We start from the raw sequence: 15,346 nt of genomic DNA on the forward strand, positions 1-15,346 counted from the left end.
TCAGGGAGAAGAAAAATCAGTCTGGGTGATGAGGGGCCAGGAAACGCCCCTCTCAGGGCTTTTCGGCCGCATCACGGCGCTGGGCCTTGCGCAGGGCTTTTTCCTCGATGCCGCTGGTGCCTTCGCGGCGCTCCAGCTCGGCGATCACGTCCAGCGGGCTAAGGCCGTAGTGTGCCAGCGCGATCAGGCTGTGAAACCACAGGTCGGCCACTTCGCCGACCAGCTTGCCCTTGAGCTCCGCCGTGGGCCCGCCGCGGTCGATGTCCTTGGCCGCCATCACGGTTTCCGTGGCTTCTTCGCCGATTTTTTTCAGAAAAGCGTCGGGGCCTTTGTGCAGCAGGCGTGCCACATAGCTGGTGTCCGGGTCGCCGCCGTTGGCAGCCTTGCGGCTTTCGATGATCTGCGCCAGGCGCTGGAGGGAGTCATTCGTGGTCATGTTTGCCGGGAGTCTGTTTGTACATGGTTGTCGGGTCTTTCAGGACCGGCTCGGTCACCACCCACCGGCCGTCTTTATACACACTGAAAAAGCAGCTGTGGCGGCCCGTGTGGCACGCGATGCCCGGCGTGTGGCCGAGTTGCGTCACCTTGAGCAGGACCACATCGTTGTCGCAGTCCAGGCGGATCTCATGCACTGTTTGCTGGTTGCCGGACTCTTCACCCTTGTGCCACAGTCGCCCGCGCGAGCGGCTGAAATACACCGCCTGGCCGAGCTCGGCGGTTTTTTGCAGCGCCTCGCGGTTCATCCAGGCGAACATGAGCACATCGCCACTGGAGGCTTCCTGCGCAATGACAGGGATCAGGCCCTTGTCGTCCCAGCTGACTTCATCTAACCAGTTCATAAGGCTATTGTCGGGGATTTACTAGGACCCGATAAAGCAAGGATATCGCGGGACCGGCTTTGCCGGACCGCAGATATCGCCCCAGCAAGGGGGAAGGCGTAGCGACACGCAGTGCGCGAAACCTACGGGGGTTACGTCATCCTGACTGGGATTCCACGTGAAGCCATATGTTGCTTGGCCTGCTGCACCGTGTATTCGCCGTAATGAAAGATGCTGGCAGCCAGCACCGCATCTGCGCCGCCGTTTTGTATGCCGTCGGCCAGGTGCTCCAGATTGCCAACGCCGCCCGAGGCGATCACGGGCACGCTGATGGCGTCACTCACCGCGCGGGTCAGCGCCAGGTCAAAACCCGACTTGGTGCCGTCGCGGTCCATGCTGGTCAGCAAAATCTCGCCGGCACCGCGGCGCGCCATCTCGGTGGCCCAGGCCACGGCATCCAGGCCGGTGTTCTTGCGCCCGCCGTGGCTGTAGACGTCCCAGCCCGGGCCGACCGGTTCGCCGGTGGGTGTGAGGCGCTTTTCGTCCTCCACGCCACGACGTTTGGCGTCGATCGCCACCACGATGCATTGCGAGCCGTATTTGGCGGAAGCGTCGGCGATCACCTGCGGGTTGGCGATGGCGGCCGAATTGAAGCTGGTCTTGTCGGCGCCGGAGTTGAGCAGGCGGCGCACGTCTTCGACGGTGCGCACACCACCACCCACGGTGAGTGGAATAAACACCTGCGAAGCCACCGCCTCAATGATGGGCAGGATCAGGTCGCGGCCATCGCTGGTGGCGGTGATGTCGAGGAAAGTGAGCTCATCGGCGCCCTGCTCGTTGTAACGCGCGGCGATCTCCACCGGGTCGCCTGCGTCGCGCAGCTGGGTGAAGTTGACACCCTTCACGACGCGGCCGCCGGTCACGTCCAAGCAGGGGATGATTCTTTTAGCTAGCATGTGGCCCCCACGGTCGCCCACTGCGTGTGGCTTCCTGCCCCCCGAGGGGGCCGCTGCGCCTGCGGCCCGGCAGAGCCGGTTCCGCGGCCCCTGCTTGCTTGGGGCGCAGCGCCGCTATTTATTGCAGCGGTGGTCATCCGTTTAGTTCGTCGGCTCTCGCCTGAGCTTTCTCAAAATCGAGATCACCGCTGTAGATCGAGCGCCCGCAGATCACGCCTTCCACGCCCTCTTCCTCGACTTCGCAGAGCTTTTCGATGTCGGCCATGTTCGAGAGGCCGCCGGAGGCGATCACGGGAATCGTCAGCGCCTGAGCGAGCTTGACGGTGGCGTCGATGTTGATGCCGGTCAGCATGCCGTCGCGGCCGATGTCGGTGTAGATGATGGATTCGACGCCGTAGTCCTGGAATTTCTTGCCGAGGTCTACGACCTCGTGGCCGGTCATCTTGCTCCAGCCGTCGGTGGCTACTTTGCCGTCCTTGGCGTCGAGGCCGACGATGATGTGGCCGCCGAATGCGGTGCAGGCGTCTTGCAGGAAGCCGGGGTTCTTCACGGCAGCCGTGCCGATGATGACGTAGCGCAGGCCGGCGTCGAGGTAGCGCTCGATGGTGTCCAGGTCGCGGATGCCGCCGCCCAGCTGCACGTCGATTTCGCTGCCGACTTCGGCCAGGATCTGCTTGATGGCGGCCTCGTTCTTGGGCTTGCCTGCAAAGGCGCCGTTCAGGTCCACCAGGTGCAGGCGCCGCGCGCCCTTGTCGACCCAGCTGCGCGCCATGGCGGCCGGGTCTTCGCTGAAGATGGTGGATTGATCCATGTCGCCCTGTTTGAGGCGGACGCAGTGACCGTCTTTCAGGTCAATCGCGGGGATAAGTAGCATGTGCGGTTAAAGACGGTAAAACGGTAAAGGACAAAACGGACGCTCAGGGTAACAAAAAGCCGGACACCCCGGTACCGGGTCTGACCCAAGGCATTCAGGGATTCCAGTGCAGGAAATTGCGGTACAGGGCCAGCCCGTGGTCGGCGCTCTTTTCGGGATGGAACTGGGTGGCAAAAATATTATCGCGTGCAATCGCCGCCGTAAAGCGCGCGCCGTAGTCGGCCTCTCCCGCGATGTGGTGTGCATCCGACGGCCGGGCATAAAAGCTGTGTACAAAATAAAAGTACGCGCCGTCGGGCACGCCAGCCCAGACCGGGTGGGCCCTGGCCGTGCCCGCACCATTTTGGTAAACCTGGTTCCAGCCCATCTGCGGCACCTTGTAACGGCTGCCGTCGGGCTGGATTTTGCCGGCCAGCTCGAATTTGGTGACCTCCCCAGGGATTAATCCGAGGCCGGTGGTACCCACACCGCCGTCGCCAGGCTGGCCTTCGTCGCTGTGGCTCAGCAGCATCTGCATGCCGACACAAACGCCGAACAGCGGCTTGTTGGCGGCCGCGTGCAGCACCGAATCCAGCATGCCGGATTCGGCCAGCTCGCGCATGCAGTCGGCAATGGCGCCCTGGCCGGGCAGCACGATGCGTTCGGCCGCCATGACGTCTTCGGCCCGGGAGGTGACCAGCACGTCAAAGCCGCTGCCGCCCGCCACATGGCGAACAGCCTGTGACACGGAATGCAGGTTGCCCATGCCGTAGTCGACCACGGCGACTGTTTTGGGTTTTGCCATTGAAAGTCGAAAGGTAGTTTGCTACGAATTTAATAGCTGCTTGCGCCCGCCACCATTGGTCTGGAGGCAAAAACAAGCATGAAAACAAGGATTGGACGTGTTCCCGGCGTTGAGTGCGGAGGGGTTACAGCGAACCCTTGGTCGATGGAATCACGCCTGCAGCGCGCGGGTCGATCTCCAGCGCCATGCGCAGCGCGCGGGCAAATGCCTTGAACACGGTTTCAGCCTGGTGGTGGGCGTTTTCACCCTTGAGGTTGTCGATGTGCAAGGTCACAAAGGCGTGGTTCACAAAGCCCTGGAAGAATTCGTAGGCGAGCTGGCTGTCGAAAGTGCCGATCATGCCGCTCTTGAAAGGAACATGCATCTCAAGGCCAGGGCGGCCCGAAAAATCGACCACCACACGCGACAGCGCCTCGTCGAGCGGCACATAGGCGTGGCCGTAGCGGCGCAGGCCTTTTTTGTCACCCACAGCCTTGGCCACGGCCTGGCCCAGCGTAATGCCCACGTCTTCCACCGTGTGGTGGCCGTCGATGTGCAAATCGCCCTTGGCCTGGATGTCGAGGTCGATCAACCCGTGGCGGGCGATCTGGTCCAGCATGTGGTCGAAAAAGCCTATGCCCGTGGACAACTTGGCCTGGCCGGTGCCGTCGAGGTTGACCCTGACGGTGATCTGGGTCTCGGCGGTGTTGCGTGAAACCTCGGCAATGCGGGGAGCGTGGGTAGGGGTGGTCATAGGGATTTTTCAAGCGCCGCCAGCATTTGCACGTTCTCGTCCGCGGTGCCGACCGTCAGGCGCAAACAATTGGCCAGCAATGGATGCATTTTAGAAACGTTTTTGACCAGCACCTTGCGCGACCTCATGCCTTCGAAGGTTTTGGCCGCATCGGGCACCCGCACCAGGATCATGTTGGCGTCGCTTTTCCAGGCTTTGACGCCTTTGGCCTCCATGCCGGCCAAGGCTTCCAGCAACACAGCACGTTGGGCCACCAGCTCCGCGGCCTGGGCGGCGAATTCACCCTGATGCTCCAGCGCGAACAATGCGCATTCGTAGTTGAGCACACTGATGTTGTAGGGCGGACGCACCTTGTCGATCTCGGCAATCAGCGCTTTCGGGCCCATCATGTAGCCGATGCGCACGCCGGCGAGGCCGAACTTGCTCAGGGTGCGCATCAGCAACACATGGCCGTGCCTGGCGATGCGGTCGATGTAGCTTTTGCTGGAAAACGGCTGGTAGGCCTCGTCCATCACGACCAGGCCACCTTGTTCACCCATGGCTTCGATGATCTTTTCAATCACCGCGTCGTCCCACAGGTTGGCCGTCGGGTTGTTCGGGTAGGCCAGGTAGACGATGGACGGCTGGTGCTCGGCAATGGCGGCCAGCATGGCGGCTTCGTCGAGCTCAAAGTCGGCCGTCAGCGGCACGCCGATGAATTTGAGGCCTTGCAGCTGCGCGCTCATGGCGTACATCACAAAGCCCGGCAGCGGCGCCAATATGGAGCCCCCTTCCACATCGCAGGCCATGGCCAGCAGCGAGATCAGCTCGTCCGAGCCATTGCCCAGCATGATGTCGAAGCCCTCGGGCATCTGCGCATAGTCGGCCAGGGCCTTGCGCAGATCATTCACGCGGCCATCCGGATAGCGGTTCAATGCCAGCGCACCCAGGCGCTGGCCCAGATGGGCCTGCAGCGATGCCGGCAGGCGGTACGGGTTCTCCATGGCATCGAGCTTGACCATGCCGGCCGATTCCTGAATCGCATAGGCGTGCATGGACTGCACGTCCTGACGTATCAGTTTTTTGAGCTTTGGAGCCACTGCGGTGTCTGCCTGTTTCATGATCTGTAAATTGACTGTGTCTGGCGGTATTGTGAATGTCGGCGGTCAGCAACTGCTTTTCTGCACAAAAGCTGAGCCCGTGGGCATGCTCATGTTTGCCACATCCTTGCGGTTCAACAGCTCGCGGAACATGGGATCTACAAAAAGCTTCACACACTCCCCAGGCTGGAAAGTACCGCTCACGGGAAGCGTCAGCGATAAGGCGCTCGAAACCTTCACCAGGATGGAGCTGACGTCACGATTGCCCTGCTGCGCACCAATGGCGTTGGCCAGCATGACGCCAGCAGAGCCCCCAGCAAGCGTCGCGCTACTTTGCTGAACCGAACTCAAACCATAGTAGGGCGATGCAGACACTTCGGAGATCACTCCTGAAAGCTCAATCGCGTTGGGTGGCTTCTCTGAGGGTTGCACCACGGACGCGCAGCCTTGCAAGCCTGCCAAGACAATGCATGCCGCAACAAAATTCAGCGATCCGATGCTTGTCATTTACGACTTAACGGGCTTGGAAAGCCGCATCTCGGCGGCGCGGGCATGCGCCTGCAAGCCTTCCCCATAAGCAAGTTCAGCGGCGATCTTGCCGAGGACTTGCGCACCGGCTTCGCTGACTTCGATCAGGCTGGAGCGCTTCTGGAAGTCGTACACGCCCAGCGGTGAGCTGAATCGTGCCGTGCCGCTGGTGGGCAGCACGTGGTTGGGGCCGGCGCAGTAGTCGCCCAGCGATTCGCTGGTGTAGGCACCGAGGAAGATGGCGCCGGCGTGTTTGAGCAGCGGCTCCCACTTGTGCGGGTCGCGGCTGGAGACTTCGAGGTGTTCGGGTGCGATGCGGTTGCTGATCTCGCAGGCTTCTTCCATGCTGCGGGTGTGGATCAGCGCGCCGCGGCCGGTGAGGGACTTGGCGATGATCTCGGCGCGGGGCATGTCGGGCAGCAGGCGGTCGATGGCGGCCTGTACGGCATCGATATACGCGGCGTCGGGGCACAGCAAGATACTTTGCGCGAGTTCGTCGTGCTCGGCCTGGCTGAACAGGTCCATGGCCACCCAGTCGGCCGGCGTGCTGCCGTCAGCCAGCACCAGGATTTCGCTCGGGCCGGCGATCATGTCGATGCCCACCGTGCCGAAGACGCGCTTTTTGGCGCTGGCCACATAGGCGTTGCCGGGGCCGGTGATCTTGTCGACCTTGGGGACGGTCTGCGTGCCGTAGGCCAGCGCGGCCACAGCCTGCGCGCCGCCAATGGTGAAGGCGCGGGTGACACCCGCCACGTAGGCGGCGGCCAGCACCAGGGCGTTTTTCTCGCCCTTGGGCGTGGGAACCACCATGATGATCTCGCGAACGCCGGCCACGTGGGCGGGGATTGCATTCATCAGCACCGACGACGGGTAGGCCGCCTTGCCGCCGGGCACATAGATGCCGACGCGGTCTAGCGGCGTGACCTTCTGGCCCAGCAGGGTGCCGTCTTCGTCGCGGTAGCTCCAGCTTTCGCCGCTGGCCTTCTTCTGGGCCTCGTGGTAGCTGCGCACACGGCGTGCGGCGGCTTCGAGCGCATCGCGCTGGGCTGCGGGAATGGCGTCGAATGCGGCTTTCAGCTCGGCCTGGGTGAGTTCGAGCTGACCCATGGAAGACACATCCAGCCCATCAAAGCGCGCCGTGTATTCCAGCACCGCCGCATCGCCGCGCTGCTGCACATCGGCCAGGATGTCGGCCACGCGCTGCTCAATGGCTGCATCGGTGTCGGCAGACCAATGCAGGCGCGCCTTGAATTCAGCATCAAAATCAGCTGAAGCCGTTGACAGACGAGCGGGAGCAGCTATTAATTTCATAGCATCAAGATTTAAGGGAAGGTGCAGAGGTGGCGGCAGAAAAAGCGTCGATCAGCTTGCGGATGGGCTCTTGCTTGAGCTTGAGCGCAGTCTGGTTCACGACGAGGTGCGAGCTGATGTCCATGATGCGCTCGACCTCGACCAGGTGGTTGGCCTTGAGCGTGCTGCCGGTGGAGACGAGGTCGACGATAGCGTCGGCCAGGCCTGTGAGCGGCGCCAGCTCCATGCTGCCGTAGAGCTTGATCAGGTCGACGTGCACGCCCTTGGTGGCGAAAAAGTCCCGGGCAATCGCCACGTACTTGGTGGCCACTTTCAGGCGCGAGCCCTGGCGCACGGCGGCGGCGTAGTCAAAGCCCTCGCGCACGGCCACACTGATGCGGCATTTGGCGATTTGCAAATCGAGCGGCTGGTACAGGCCCTGGCTGCCGGATTCGATCAGCGTGTCTTTGCCGACCACACCGAGGTCGGCACCGCCGTACTGCACATAGGTGGGCACGTCGGTGGCGCGCACCAGCACCACGCGCAGGCCGGGCTGGTTGGTGTCCAGGATCAGCTTGCGGGACTTTTCCGGGTCGTCCAGCACCTCGATGCCGGCGCTTTTAAGCAGCGGCAGGATGTCGTCGAAGATGCGGCCTTTGGATAAAGCAAGCGTGATCATGCTTTTACCCTTTCGATGTCGGCACCAATTCCGCGCAGCTTGGCTTCCATCTGGTCATAGCCGCGGTCCAGGTGGTAGATGCGGTCCACCATGGTTTCACCTTCGGCCACCAGACCGACAATCACCAGGCTGGCGGAGGCGCGCAGATCGGTGGCCATCACGGTGGCACCCGACAGCTTTTCAACGCCTTCCATGACGGCAATCTTGCCGTCAATCTGGATCTTGGCACCCAGGCGCACCATTTCGTTGACGTGCATGAAACGGTTTTCAAAAATCGTCTCGGTCACCGTGCTGCCGCCCTGTGCAATGGCGTTCAGCGCCATGAACTGGGCCTGCATGTCAGTCGGGAAGCCGGGGTATTCGGTCGTGCGGAAGGATTGCGCCTTCATGCGGCCGCTGGCCTGGATGCGGATAAAACCCTCGCCCGCCGTCACCACTGCGCCGGCTTCGCGCAGCTTGTCGATCACCGCGTCGAGGTGGTCGGCGCGGCCGTGCTTCAAGACAACATCGCCGCCAGCAGCGGCCACCGCGCACAGGAAGGTGCCGGTTTCAATGCGGTCGGCCACCACCTGGTGGGTGCAGCCATGCAGGCGCTCGACGCCCTGGATACGAATGCGGCGCGTGCCGTGGCCTTCAATCTTCGCGCCCATCTTGATGAGCATTTCGGCCAGGTCGCCGATCTCGGGCTCCTGTGCGGCGTTTTCCAGGATGGTTTCGCCCTCCGCCAGGCTGGCAGCCATCAGGAAGTTTTCGGTACCAGTCACCGTCACCATATCGGTGGTGATGCTGGTGCCCTTGAGCCGCTTCTGACCAGCCGGCAGCTTGGCGATCATGTAGCCGTGCTCCACGGCAATTTCAGCGCCCATGGCCTGCATGCCCTTGATGTGCTGGTCGACCGGCCGCGAACCAATGGCGCAACCGCCGGGCAGTGACACGGTCGCCTCGCCAAAGCGCGCCAGCAGCGGGCCGAGGGCCAGCACGGAAGCGCGCATGGTTTTGACGAGCTCATAAGGGGCCTCGGGTGAGCTCAGGCCGCCGGCATTGAGGACCACGGTGCTGGGCACGTCCTGGCTGCGTTCGGCCTGCACGCCCATGTTACGCACCAGCTTGAGCATGGTGGCCACGTCCTGCAGGCGCGGCACGTTCTGCAGCGTCACCGTGTCGGCTGTCAGCAGGGCTGCACAAAGCTCCGGGAGCGCGGCATTCTTGGCGCCGGAAATTTCGACCGTGCCGGCGAGTGATTTGCCGCCCCTGATGAGTAATTTGTCCATGTTCTTTTATTGCGTATTGTTGTTGGCCCATTCCGCGGGCGTATAGGTCTTCATCGACAGCGCATGCACTTCGTCGGTCTGCATGCGGCCACCCAGCGTGGCGTACACCTTCTGGTGGCGCTGGATCAAACGCAGGCCCTCAAAGGCACTGGAGATGATTGTCGCGTACCAGTGGCGGCCGTCGCCTGACAGTTCTATGTGCTCACAGGGAAGGCCTGCGGCAATGATGGCTTGGAGTTCTTCGCTGGTCATGTTTTAGTGTCTTATTTTGTAGCCGGTGCGCAGCATATTGACGGCGATAGCGCTGACGGTCAGCAAGGCTGCCGAGACGATACCCAGGCTCAGCCAAGGGGACACATCGCTGACGCCGAAAAATCCATAGCGAAAACCATCAATCATGTAGAAAAACGGGTTCAGGTGGCTGACTTTTTGCCAGAAAGGCGGCAGCGAGTGGATCGAATAAAACACGCCGCTCAGGAAGGTCATGGGCATGATGACGAAATTCTGGAAGGCCGCCATCTGGTCGAACTTCTCGGACCAGAGGCCGGCGATGACGCCCAGCGCGCCCAGCATGGCAGCGCCCAGTACCGCAAACAGCACAATCCACAGCGGCGCCACAAAGGCGGGTTGGCCGAAAAATACGGTGACGGCAAACACGCCGGTGCCCACCAGCAGGCCACGCGCGACGGACGAGCCGACGTACGCAAAAAACCAGTGCCAGTGCGACAGCGGTGTGAGCAGCACAAACACCAGGCTGCCCATGATCTTGCTCTGGATCAGCGAGGAAGAGCTGTTGGCAAATGCGTTTTGCAGCACGCTCATCATCACGAGGCCCGGCACCAGGAAGGCTGTGTAGCTGACCTGGTCGTATACCTTGACCTGGTCCTGCAGCACATGACCGAAGATCAGCATGTAGAGCACGGCGGTCAACACCGGGGCTCCGACCGTCTGGAAACCCACTTTCCAGAAGCGCAAGGTTTCTTTGTAAAGCAGTGTTTGCCAGCCAGTCATTCAAAAGCCCCCACGCTTGTCGCTTCGCGTACTACGCTGCCCCCGAGGGGGCTGTGCTTGCTTGGGGCGGCCCGGCGCGGCGCACGGCCCTTCCTCCGGATGAACGCGATCATGTTGCCACTCCCATTAAATTCAGTTCGGTGGCTTCTCCGGCCGGCTTTTTGTTCATGACGTCCAGGAACACATCTTCCAGGTCGGCCTTACGGATTTCAACGTCTTCCGCGACCAGCCCCGCTTCGCGGATCGCCGCGAGGTATTGCTCGATCTCGTTGGCGTTGTGCGCCGGAAACTGCACGATGCGACCGGTGATACGGGCCTGCGCGGCCAGGTGTACCGGCAATTCGCTGTCGATCTTGAAACGCAACACGTTCGACGAAGCTGCCTTGAGCAACTCGGAAGTCTGGGCCAGCGCCACCACCCGCCCCTGCTTGAGCATGGCGATGCGGCTGCACAAAGCCTCGGCTTCTTCGAGGTAGTGCGTGGTGAGCAGCACCGTGCTGCCCTGCTTGTTGAGTTTGGCGATGAACTGCCACAGCGTCTGGCGCAGCTCCACGTCAACGCCTGCAGTGGGTTCGTCCAGCACGATGACCTGCGGCTTGTGCACCAGCGCCTGCGCCACCAGCACGCGGCGCTTCATGCCGCCGGAGAGCTGGCGCATGTTGGCATTGGCTTTGTCGGCCAGCCCCAGGCTGACCAGCAGTTCGTCGATCCAGTCGTCGTTGCGTTTGATTCCGAAATAGCCGGACTGGATGCGCAGTGCCTCGCGCACGGAGAAAAAAGGGTCGAACACCAGCTCCTGGGGTACGACGCCGAGCTTTCGCCTTGCATTGGCATAGTCGGTGAGTACGTCGCTGCCATGCACCAGGACCCGGCCGCTGCTGGCGCGCGAAAGGCCGGCGAGTATGCTGATGAGAGAGGTTTTGCCGGCGCCGTTGGGACCGAGCAGGCCAAAAAACTCACCCTGCCGGATGTCAAAACTGACGTCGTCAAGCGCCCGGACAATGGGGCCTGTTTGGCTTCGCGCAGAGGAATAGGTTTTGGAGACGGACTGAAATGAGATCGCTGGCATTAGCCCATCATTTTAAGGGCTGGCGCCGTTTTATCCCGGCGGGCACCTGAATGCCCTGCGGTCGGCCGATGCTGCAGCGGTACGGCTCAGGCCGTGGCAGGCACCAGCTCCGCCACGCCATAAAGGCCTGCCAGCTGGCGCAAGCGTACAGGCAAGCCGGTTACCGTGAACCCCTTGCCAGCAGCCAGCGCCTCACGGCGGCATTCGAGCAGGACGGCCAAAGCGGAAGAATCAAACTCGGTGAGTGCGCTTGCGTCCACCACCACCCCGCCCGGCTGGGACTGCACGGCCTGCTTCAGGCCGCGTGAAAAACCGGCAGCCACCGCATGGGTCAGGGCGGAAGGGAGCGTCAGCATGGCGCGGTCGCCGCTCAGGATTTCTTGGCGCCTGCGCCGGTATTGGACTGATTGCGCTGAACCAGGGAAGCGATCAGGCCATCAACGCCCTTGGCGCTGATTTCCTGGGCGAACTGGGTACGGTAGGTTTCCACCAGCCAGACGCCCAGCACGTTGAGGTCATAGATCTTCCAGCCGGTCGGGGTTTTTTCCATGCGGTAGTCCAGCTGGACGGGGTCGCCCCGGCCCAGAACTTCAGTGCGCACGACGACTTCCGTATCTTCCGGCGTTGCGCGCAAGGGCTTGACATTCACACTTTGATCGCTCACCTGCGCCAGCGCGCCCGAATACGTGCGGATCAGCAGGATCTTGAACTCTTCCTGGAGCTTCTTTTGCTGCTCAGGCGTGGCCTGGCGCCAGTTGCGGCCCACGGCCGAAGCCGTCATGCGCGTGAAGTTCACGTTGGGCATGATCTTGCTGTCGACGAGCGCAAGCACCTTGGTAAGGTCGCCGGCTTTTACGGCCTTGTCTGTCTTGATGTTGTCCAGCACCTCGGCTGATACGCGCTTGATCAGGGCATCGGGTGCCTCATCGGCTGCGCGAACGAACGGTGCGGACCCCATCAGAGCCAGGCTGAGGGCGGCGGTAAATAAATGGCCAAGTGTTCTACGTTTCATGATTTTCCTTCTATGACAAAGCATGCGGTTGCGAAAATTGCTGTACCCCTATGGATACGTCTCTGTTGCAACCGATGGTTCGATGGTTATTCTGGGGGATGGTTTCCGGGCTGTGAATGAAGTTTTACGGCAGTCTTGTAAATATTGTTTGCAATCAACAGCCTTTTGACCCCGCTCAGCCCCGGCAGGACGCTATTTGGCGGCGGGTGATGACACGGGTGCCGCTGGAGCAGCTTCCGGGAGGTCGTAGCGTTCTTCTTTTTCCGCAGAAGGCCTGCCTATCAGGCTGCGGCGTCGCTGCAGGTAGATTTCACGGGTGAAGCTGTATTTATCGAGTGCGGCCTGATCCAGGACATCACCGGCCCCGAGCACGTTGGCCCTGGCATTCACCAGGCGCAAAGTCGTCAGGGAATTGCGGGCACGGACATTGTCGATCCGGCTTACCAGGTCGCCCTGGTAGTCGACCAGCGAACCTACAGAATCACGCGCAGAAGAAGGGCCCAGCAAAGGCAGCACGAGGTAGGGGCCCGAGCCCACACCCCAAACGCCGAGCGTCTGGCCAAAATCTTCCGTGTGTTTGGGAATCTTCAGATCGCTGGCAACGTCAAAAATGCCGCCCACGCCCCAAAGGGTATTGGTCGTGACGCGGAAAAGACTTTCGACAGAAGCCTGGCCTTTACCCTGGAGCAGGTTGTTGACGGTGGACCACACATCGGAAATGTTGCCGAAGAAATTGGTAACGCCGGTGCGTACTGGCGCAGGCGTGATATCCCGGTACACGGTTGCCACGGGTTTGACGACGGCGCGGTCCACACCGTCATTGAAATTGAACATGGTCCGGTTAAACGGCTCCAGCGGATCGGTCGGATTGGCATTGGGACCGCTAGCACACCCCTGGAGAAGTGCCAGTGCAAGCACTGCCGCAGCCCAGCCGGTCGGCTTTTTCATCGTGATTTCTGCTGTCATTTTTTTTCTGGCGTCCCTGATGGCGGCGCAGACCCTGATCCGGAACTGCTGTCTGCCGCCTTGCTGTATAAAAACTGGCTGATCAGATTCTCAAGCACCACGGCGGACTGCGTGTTTTTGATCACGTCCCCTGCGGCAAGATTTTTCTCGTCCCCACCGGCCTCCACGCCGATGTACTGCTCGCCCAGCAATCCGCTGGTCAAAATCTTCAGCGAGCTGTCTTTCGGGAACACGTAACGGCTTTCCATGGCCAGATTGACGCTGGCCTGGTAGGACTTGTCGTCGAAAGTGATATTTTCAACCCTGCCCACCACCACGCCAGCGCTCTTGACCGCGGCTCGCGGCTTGAGGCCGCCAATGTTGTCGAATTTCGCCGTCACCTTGTAGGAGGTGTCGAAATTCAGGCTGAGCAGATTCGCGGACTTGAGCGCCAGAAACAGGATGGCGGCGCCGCCAATGAACACGAACAAGCCCACCCACAGATCATTTTTTGAACGTTGCATCGTTTTCTTTCAGTGGCCTGGTCCGGCGTTCGCCATTCCGGGCTGTTTTGTCCTTGCGGGTTCACCCAAGGCAAACACTGGGAAGCAGGATTTTCTCATGGGCGAATTAAAAATGTATGAAGACGGTTTTAAAGGCTGAACATCGAGGCGGTCAGCAGGAAATCCAGCCCGAGCACGGCCAGTGATGCAACCACCACGGTCCGCGTGGTCGCGCGCGACACGCCCTCGGGCGTCGGCTGGGCCTCGAAACCCTGGTGCAAGGCCACAAAAGTGACCGTGACGCCAAACACAAAGCTCTTGATGATGCCGTTGCCTACGTCGCGCCAGACATCGACTCCCGACTGCATCTGGCTCCAGAAGGAGCCCGCATCAATACCGATCATGACCACGCCCACCAGCCAGCCACCCATGATGCCCACAGCGCTGAACACGGCAGCCAGCAGGGGCATGGCGATGATGCCGCCCCAGAAACGGGGCGCCAGGATGCGCCGCACCGGATCCACCGCCATCATTTCCATGGCCGAGAGCTGTTCGCCGGCTTTCATCAGGCCGATTTCGGCCGTCAACGCCGTGCCGGCGCGGCCGGCAAACAGCAAAGCAGTGACCACCGGCCCCAGCTCACGCACGAGGCTGAGCGCCACCAGCAAGCCCAGCGCTTCTGCCGAGCCATAACGCTGCAGCGTGTAGTAGCCCTGCAGGCCCAGCACAAAACCGACAAAAAGGCCCGACACGGCAATGATGGCCAGCGAGTAGTTGCCCAAAAAGAAAATTTGGTCGCGCACCAGGCCAAAGCGGGCCAGGGCGGGGCCGGTGAGGGCCACCAGCCGGGACATCAGCCGCGCGGCGTAGCCCAGCTCGGCCAGCTGGCTGCGCACGGAAAAACCGAGGCCGGAAATCAGGGCGACAGGGCTATAGCGGCTCATGCGCGCTTCCCTGATTTGGCCGCCGGGTTGCCGAAATCGGCATCCACAGTGGGGCCCGGATAGTGGAATTTCACGGGGCCTTCGCTTTCGGCATTGACGAACTGGTGCACCAGCGGATCGGTGGAGCGACGCACCTCATCAGGTGTGCCCTGCGCCGCAATGCCGCCATTGGCCAGGATGATGACCTTGTCGGCAATGCGGAAGGTTTCTTCCAGATCATGCGACACCACCACGCTGGTAATGCCCAGCGTATCGTTGAGCTGGCGTATGAGCTGCGCGGCGGTACCGAGCGAGATCGGATCGAGCCCGGAGAACGGTTCGTCGTACATGATGAGTTCCGGGTCCAGCACAATGGCCCGCGCCAGCGCAACCCGGCGGGCCATGCCGCCCGAAATTTCGCTGGGCAGCAGGTCCCGCGCGCCGCGCAGGCCCACCGCATTAAGTTTCATCAGCACGATATCGCGGATCAGGGCTTCACCCAATTCGGTGTGCTCGCGCAAGGGAAACGCCACATTGTCGAAAACACTCAGGTCGGTGAACAAGGCACCGAACTGGAACAGCATGCCCATGCGGCGTCGCGCGGCGTAGAGTTCCGCCTGGGCCAGCTTGCCAACGTCCTTGCCGTCGAACAGCACAGCGCCGCTGACAGCCTTCTGCTGCCCGCCGATGAGGCGCAGGACGGTGGTTTTGCCACCTCCCGAAGCGCCCATCAGCGCGGTAACCTTGCCGCGAGGCACGGACAGCGTGACCTTGTCCAGGATGACGCGATCACCGGCGGAGCCGGGATACGAAAACGTCACATCCTTGAACTCAACCAATGATGAAGCGGAAATATCGGGCATTGAAGGAG

At 61.6% G+C, this 15,346-nt stretch carries 20 protein-coding genes; all 20 read right to left on the reverse strand.

The genetic code is table 11. From position 1 onward, the window contains the following. Positions 1-52: 52 nt before the first annotated feature. The gene (locus AC1D11_RS06550; protein WP_477649145.1) at positions 53-436 is read right to left on the reverse strand and encodes a phosphoribosyl-ATP diphosphatase; all 384 of its coding nucleotides are present in this window, start codon (positions 434-436) and stop codon (positions 53-55) included. Continuing rightward, positions 423-839 carry a phosphoribosyl-AMP cyclohydrolase gene (hisI, locus tag AC1D11_RS06555; protein WP_477649146.1) on the reverse strand — a complete coding sequence of 139 codons (417 nt, stop codon included), beginning with the start codon at positions 837-839 and terminating at the stop codon, positions 423-425. Before hisI ends, AC1D11_RS06550 begins: the two co-directional genes overlap by 14 nt. Positions 840-970: 131 nt before the next feature. Continuing rightward, positions 971-1,774, reverse strand: a complete 804-nt coding sequence (gene hisF / locus AC1D11_RS06560) for an imidazole glycerol phosphate synthase subunit HisF (RefSeq protein WP_477649147.1) — start codon at positions 1,772-1,774, stop codon at positions 971-973. Between the two features lie 133 nt (positions 1,775-1,907). After that, positions 1,908-2,648 carry a 1-(5-phosphoribosyl)-5-[(5-phosphoribosylamino)methylideneamino]imidazole-4-carboxamide isomerase gene (hisA, locus tag AC1D11_RS06565; protein ID WP_477650971.1) on the reverse strand — a complete coding sequence of 247 codons (741 nt, stop codon included), beginning with the start codon at positions 2,646-2,648 and terminating at the stop codon, positions 1,908-1,910. 94 nt (positions 2,649-2,742) lie between these two features. Beyond that, a complete protein-coding gene (hisH, locus tag AC1D11_RS06570) occupies positions 2,743-3,432 on the reverse strand; it encodes an imidazole glycerol phosphate synthase subunit HisH (protein ID WP_477649149.1) in 690 nt (229 codons plus the stop codon). A gap of 124 nt (positions 3,433-3,556) precedes the next feature. Beyond that, the gene (hisB, locus tag AC1D11_RS06575; RefSeq protein WP_477649150.1) at positions 3,557-4,165 is read right to left on the reverse strand and encodes an imidazoleglycerol-phosphate dehydratase HisB; all 609 of its coding nucleotides are present in this window, start codon (positions 4,163-4,165) and stop codon (positions 3,557-3,559) included. Next, positions 4,162-5,265, reverse strand: a complete 1,104-nt coding sequence (gene hisC, locus AC1D11_RS06580) for a histidinol-phosphate transaminase (RefSeq protein ID WP_477649151.1) — start codon at positions 5,263-5,265, stop codon at positions 4,162-4,164. The genes hisB and hisC overlap by 4 nt, the downstream gene beginning before the upstream one ends. 45 nt (positions 5,266-5,310) lie before the next feature. Further along, positions 5,311-5,751 carry a hypothetical protein gene (locus AC1D11_RS06585; protein WP_477649152.1) on the reverse strand — a complete coding sequence of 147 codons (441 nt, stop codon included), beginning with the start codon at positions 5,749-5,751 and terminating at the stop codon, positions 5,311-5,313. Next, positions 5,752-7,083 (reverse strand): histidinol dehydrogenase, encoded by a 1,332-nt coding sequence (gene hisD, locus AC1D11_RS06590; RefSeq protein WP_477649153.1) that lies wholly within the window; start codon positions 7,081-7,083, stop codon positions 5,752-5,754. A gap of 4 nt (positions 7,084-7,087) precedes the next feature. Then, the gene (hisG, locus tag AC1D11_RS06595; protein ID WP_477649154.1) at positions 7,088-7,741 is read right to left on the reverse strand and encodes an ATP phosphoribosyltransferase; all 654 of its coding nucleotides are present in this window, start codon (positions 7,739-7,741) and stop codon (positions 7,088-7,090) included. Continuing rightward, positions 7,738-9,012 carry a UDP-N-acetylglucosamine 1-carboxyvinyltransferase gene (gene murA, locus AC1D11_RS06600; protein ID WP_477649155.1) on the reverse strand — a complete coding sequence of 425 codons (1,275 nt, stop codon included), beginning with the start codon at positions 9,010-9,012 and terminating at the stop codon, positions 7,738-7,740. The genes hisG and murA overlap by 4 nt, the downstream gene beginning before the upstream one ends. A gap of 6 nt (positions 9,013-9,018) precedes the next feature. Then, positions 9,019-9,264 carry a BolA family protein gene (locus AC1D11_RS06605; RefSeq protein ID WP_477649156.1) on the reverse strand — a complete coding sequence of 82 codons (246 nt, stop codon included), beginning with the start codon at positions 9,262-9,264 and terminating at the stop codon, positions 9,019-9,021. A 3-nt stretch (positions 9,265-9,267) separates the two neighbouring features. Next, positions 9,268-10,023, reverse strand: coding sequence for an ABC transporter permease (locus tag AC1D11_RS06610; RefSeq protein WP_477649157.1), 756 nt, complete (start codon positions 10,021-10,023; stop codon positions 9,268-9,270). 109 nt (positions 10,024-10,132) lie between these two features. Beyond that, complete coding sequence (locus AC1D11_RS06615) at positions 10,133-11,092, reverse strand: ABC transporter ATP-binding protein (RefSeq protein WP_457279717.1); 960 nt, start codon at positions 11,090-11,092, stop codon at positions 10,133-10,135. A gap of 86 nt (positions 11,093-11,178) precedes the next feature. Then, positions 11,179-11,448: an STAS domain-containing protein gene (locus tag AC1D11_RS06620; RefSeq protein ID WP_477649158.1), complete on the reverse strand. Its 270-nt coding sequence runs from the start codon at positions 11,446-11,448 to the stop codon at positions 11,179-11,181. A gap of 14 nt (positions 11,449-11,462) precedes the next feature. Beyond that, on the reverse strand, positions 11,463-12,104 hold the full coding sequence (locus tag AC1D11_RS06625; protein ID WP_477649159.1) for an MlaC/ttg2D family ABC transporter substrate-binding protein: 642 nt from the start codon (positions 12,102-12,104) through the stop codon (positions 11,463-11,465). 192 nt (positions 12,105-12,296) lie between these two features. Further along, positions 12,297-13,070, reverse strand: coding sequence for an MlaA family lipoprotein (locus AC1D11_RS06630; RefSeq protein ID WP_477649160.1), 774 nt, complete (start codon positions 13,068-13,070; stop codon positions 12,297-12,299). Then, on the reverse strand, positions 13,067-13,573 hold the full coding sequence (mlaD, locus tag AC1D11_RS06635; RefSeq protein ID WP_477649161.1) for an outer membrane lipid asymmetry maintenance protein MlaD: 507 nt from the start codon (positions 13,571-13,573) through the stop codon (positions 13,067-13,069). The genes AC1D11_RS06630 and mlaD overlap by 4 nt, the downstream gene beginning before the upstream one ends. Positions 13,574-13,701: 128 nt before the next feature. Further along, positions 13,702-14,496 (reverse strand): lipid asymmetry maintenance ABC transporter permease subunit MlaE, encoded by a 795-nt coding sequence (gene mlaE, locus AC1D11_RS06640; RefSeq protein WP_457279722.1) that lies wholly within the window; start codon positions 14,494-14,496, stop codon positions 13,702-13,704. Continuing rightward, positions 14,493-15,338: an ABC transporter ATP-binding protein gene (locus AC1D11_RS06645; protein WP_457279723.1), complete on the reverse strand. Its 846-nt coding sequence runs from the start codon at positions 15,336-15,338 to the stop codon at positions 14,493-14,495. Before AC1D11_RS06645 ends, mlaE begins: the two co-directional genes overlap by 4 nt. Positions 15,339-15,346 lie beyond the last annotated feature (8 nt).

This window comes from Polaromonas sp. P1_E11, assembly GCF_056405995.1.

What these genes read in the sequence shown, in the direction of transcription:
- hisA (WP_477650971.1), bottom strand. Translation starts at nt 2,648, where the DNA reads ATGCTACTTATCCCCGCGATTGACCTGAAAGACGGTCACTGCGTCCGC.
- hisB (WP_477649150.1), bottom strand. Translation starts at nt 4,165, where the DNA reads ATGACCACCCCTACCCACGCTCCCCGCATTGCCGAGGTTTCACGCAAC.
- AC1D11_RS06550 (WP_477649145.1), bottom strand. Translation starts at nt 436, where the DNA reads ATGACCACGAATGACTCCCTCCAGCGCCTGGCGCAGATCATCGAAAGC.
- hisD (WP_477649153.1), bottom strand. Translation starts at nt 7,083, where the DNA reads ATGAAATTAATAGCTGCTCCCGCTCGTCTGTCAACGGCTTCAGCTGAT.
- hisC (WP_477649151.1), bottom strand. Translation starts at nt 5,265, where the DNA reads ATGAAACAGGCAGACACCGCAGTGGCTCCAAAGCTCAAAAAACTGATA.
- AC1D11_RS06615 (WP_457279717.1), bottom strand. Translation starts at nt 11,092, where the DNA reads ATGCCAGCGATCTCATTTCAGTCCGTCTCCAAAACCTATTCCTCTGCG.
- murA (WP_477649155.1), bottom strand. Translation starts at nt 9,012, where the DNA reads ATGGACAAATTACTCATCAGGGGCGGCAAATCACTCGCCGGCACGGTC.
- AC1D11_RS06605 (WP_477649156.1), bottom strand. Translation starts at nt 9,264, where the DNA reads ATGACCAGCGAAGAACTCCAAGCCATCATTGCCGCAGGCCTTCCCTGT.
- AC1D11_RS06610 (WP_477649157.1), bottom strand. Translation starts at nt 10,023, where the DNA reads ATGACTGGCTGGCAAACACTGCTTTACAAAGAAACCTTGCGCTTCTGG.
- AC1D11_RS06585 (WP_477649152.1), bottom strand. Translation starts at nt 5,751, where the DNA reads ATGACAAGCATCGGATCGCTGAATTTTGTTGCGGCATGCATTGTCTTG.
- hisH (WP_477649149.1), bottom strand. Translation starts at nt 3,432, where the DNA reads ATGGCAAAACCCAAAACAGTCGCCGTGGTCGACTACGGCATGGGCAAC.
- AC1D11_RS06630 (WP_477649160.1), bottom strand. Translation starts at nt 13,070, where the DNA reads ATGACAGCAGAAATCACGATGAAAAAGCCGACCGGCTGGGCTGCGGCA.
- hisF (WP_477649147.1), bottom strand. Translation starts at nt 1,774, where the DNA reads ATGCTAGCTAAAAGAATCATCCCCTGCTTGGACGTGACCGGCGGCCGC.
- AC1D11_RS06645 (WP_457279723.1), bottom strand. Translation starts at nt 15,338, where the DNA reads ATGCCCGATATTTCCGCTTCATCATTGGTTGAGTTCAAGGATGTGACG.
- hisI (WP_477649146.1), bottom strand. Translation starts at nt 839, where the DNA reads ATGAACTGGTTAGATGAAGTCAGCTGGGACGACAAGGGCCTGATCCCT.
- hisG (WP_477649154.1), bottom strand. Translation starts at nt 7,741, where the DNA reads ATGATCACGCTTGCTTTATCCAAAGGCCGCATCTTCGACGACATCCTG.
- mlaD (WP_477649161.1), bottom strand. Translation starts at nt 13,573, where the DNA reads ATGCAACGTTCAAAAAATGATCTGTGGGTGGGCTTGTTCGTGTTCATT.
- AC1D11_RS06620 (WP_477649158.1), bottom strand. Translation starts at nt 11,448, where the DNA reads ATGCTGACGCTCCCTTCCGCCCTGACCCATGCGGTGGCTGCCGGTTTT.
- AC1D11_RS06625 (WP_477649159.1), bottom strand. Translation starts at nt 12,104, where the DNA reads ATGAAACGTAGAACACTTGGCCATTTATTTACCGCCGCCCTCAGCCTG.
- mlaE (WP_457279722.1), bottom strand. Translation starts at nt 14,496, where the DNA reads ATGAGCCGCTATAGCCCTGTCGCCCTGATTTCCGGCCTCGGTTTTTCC.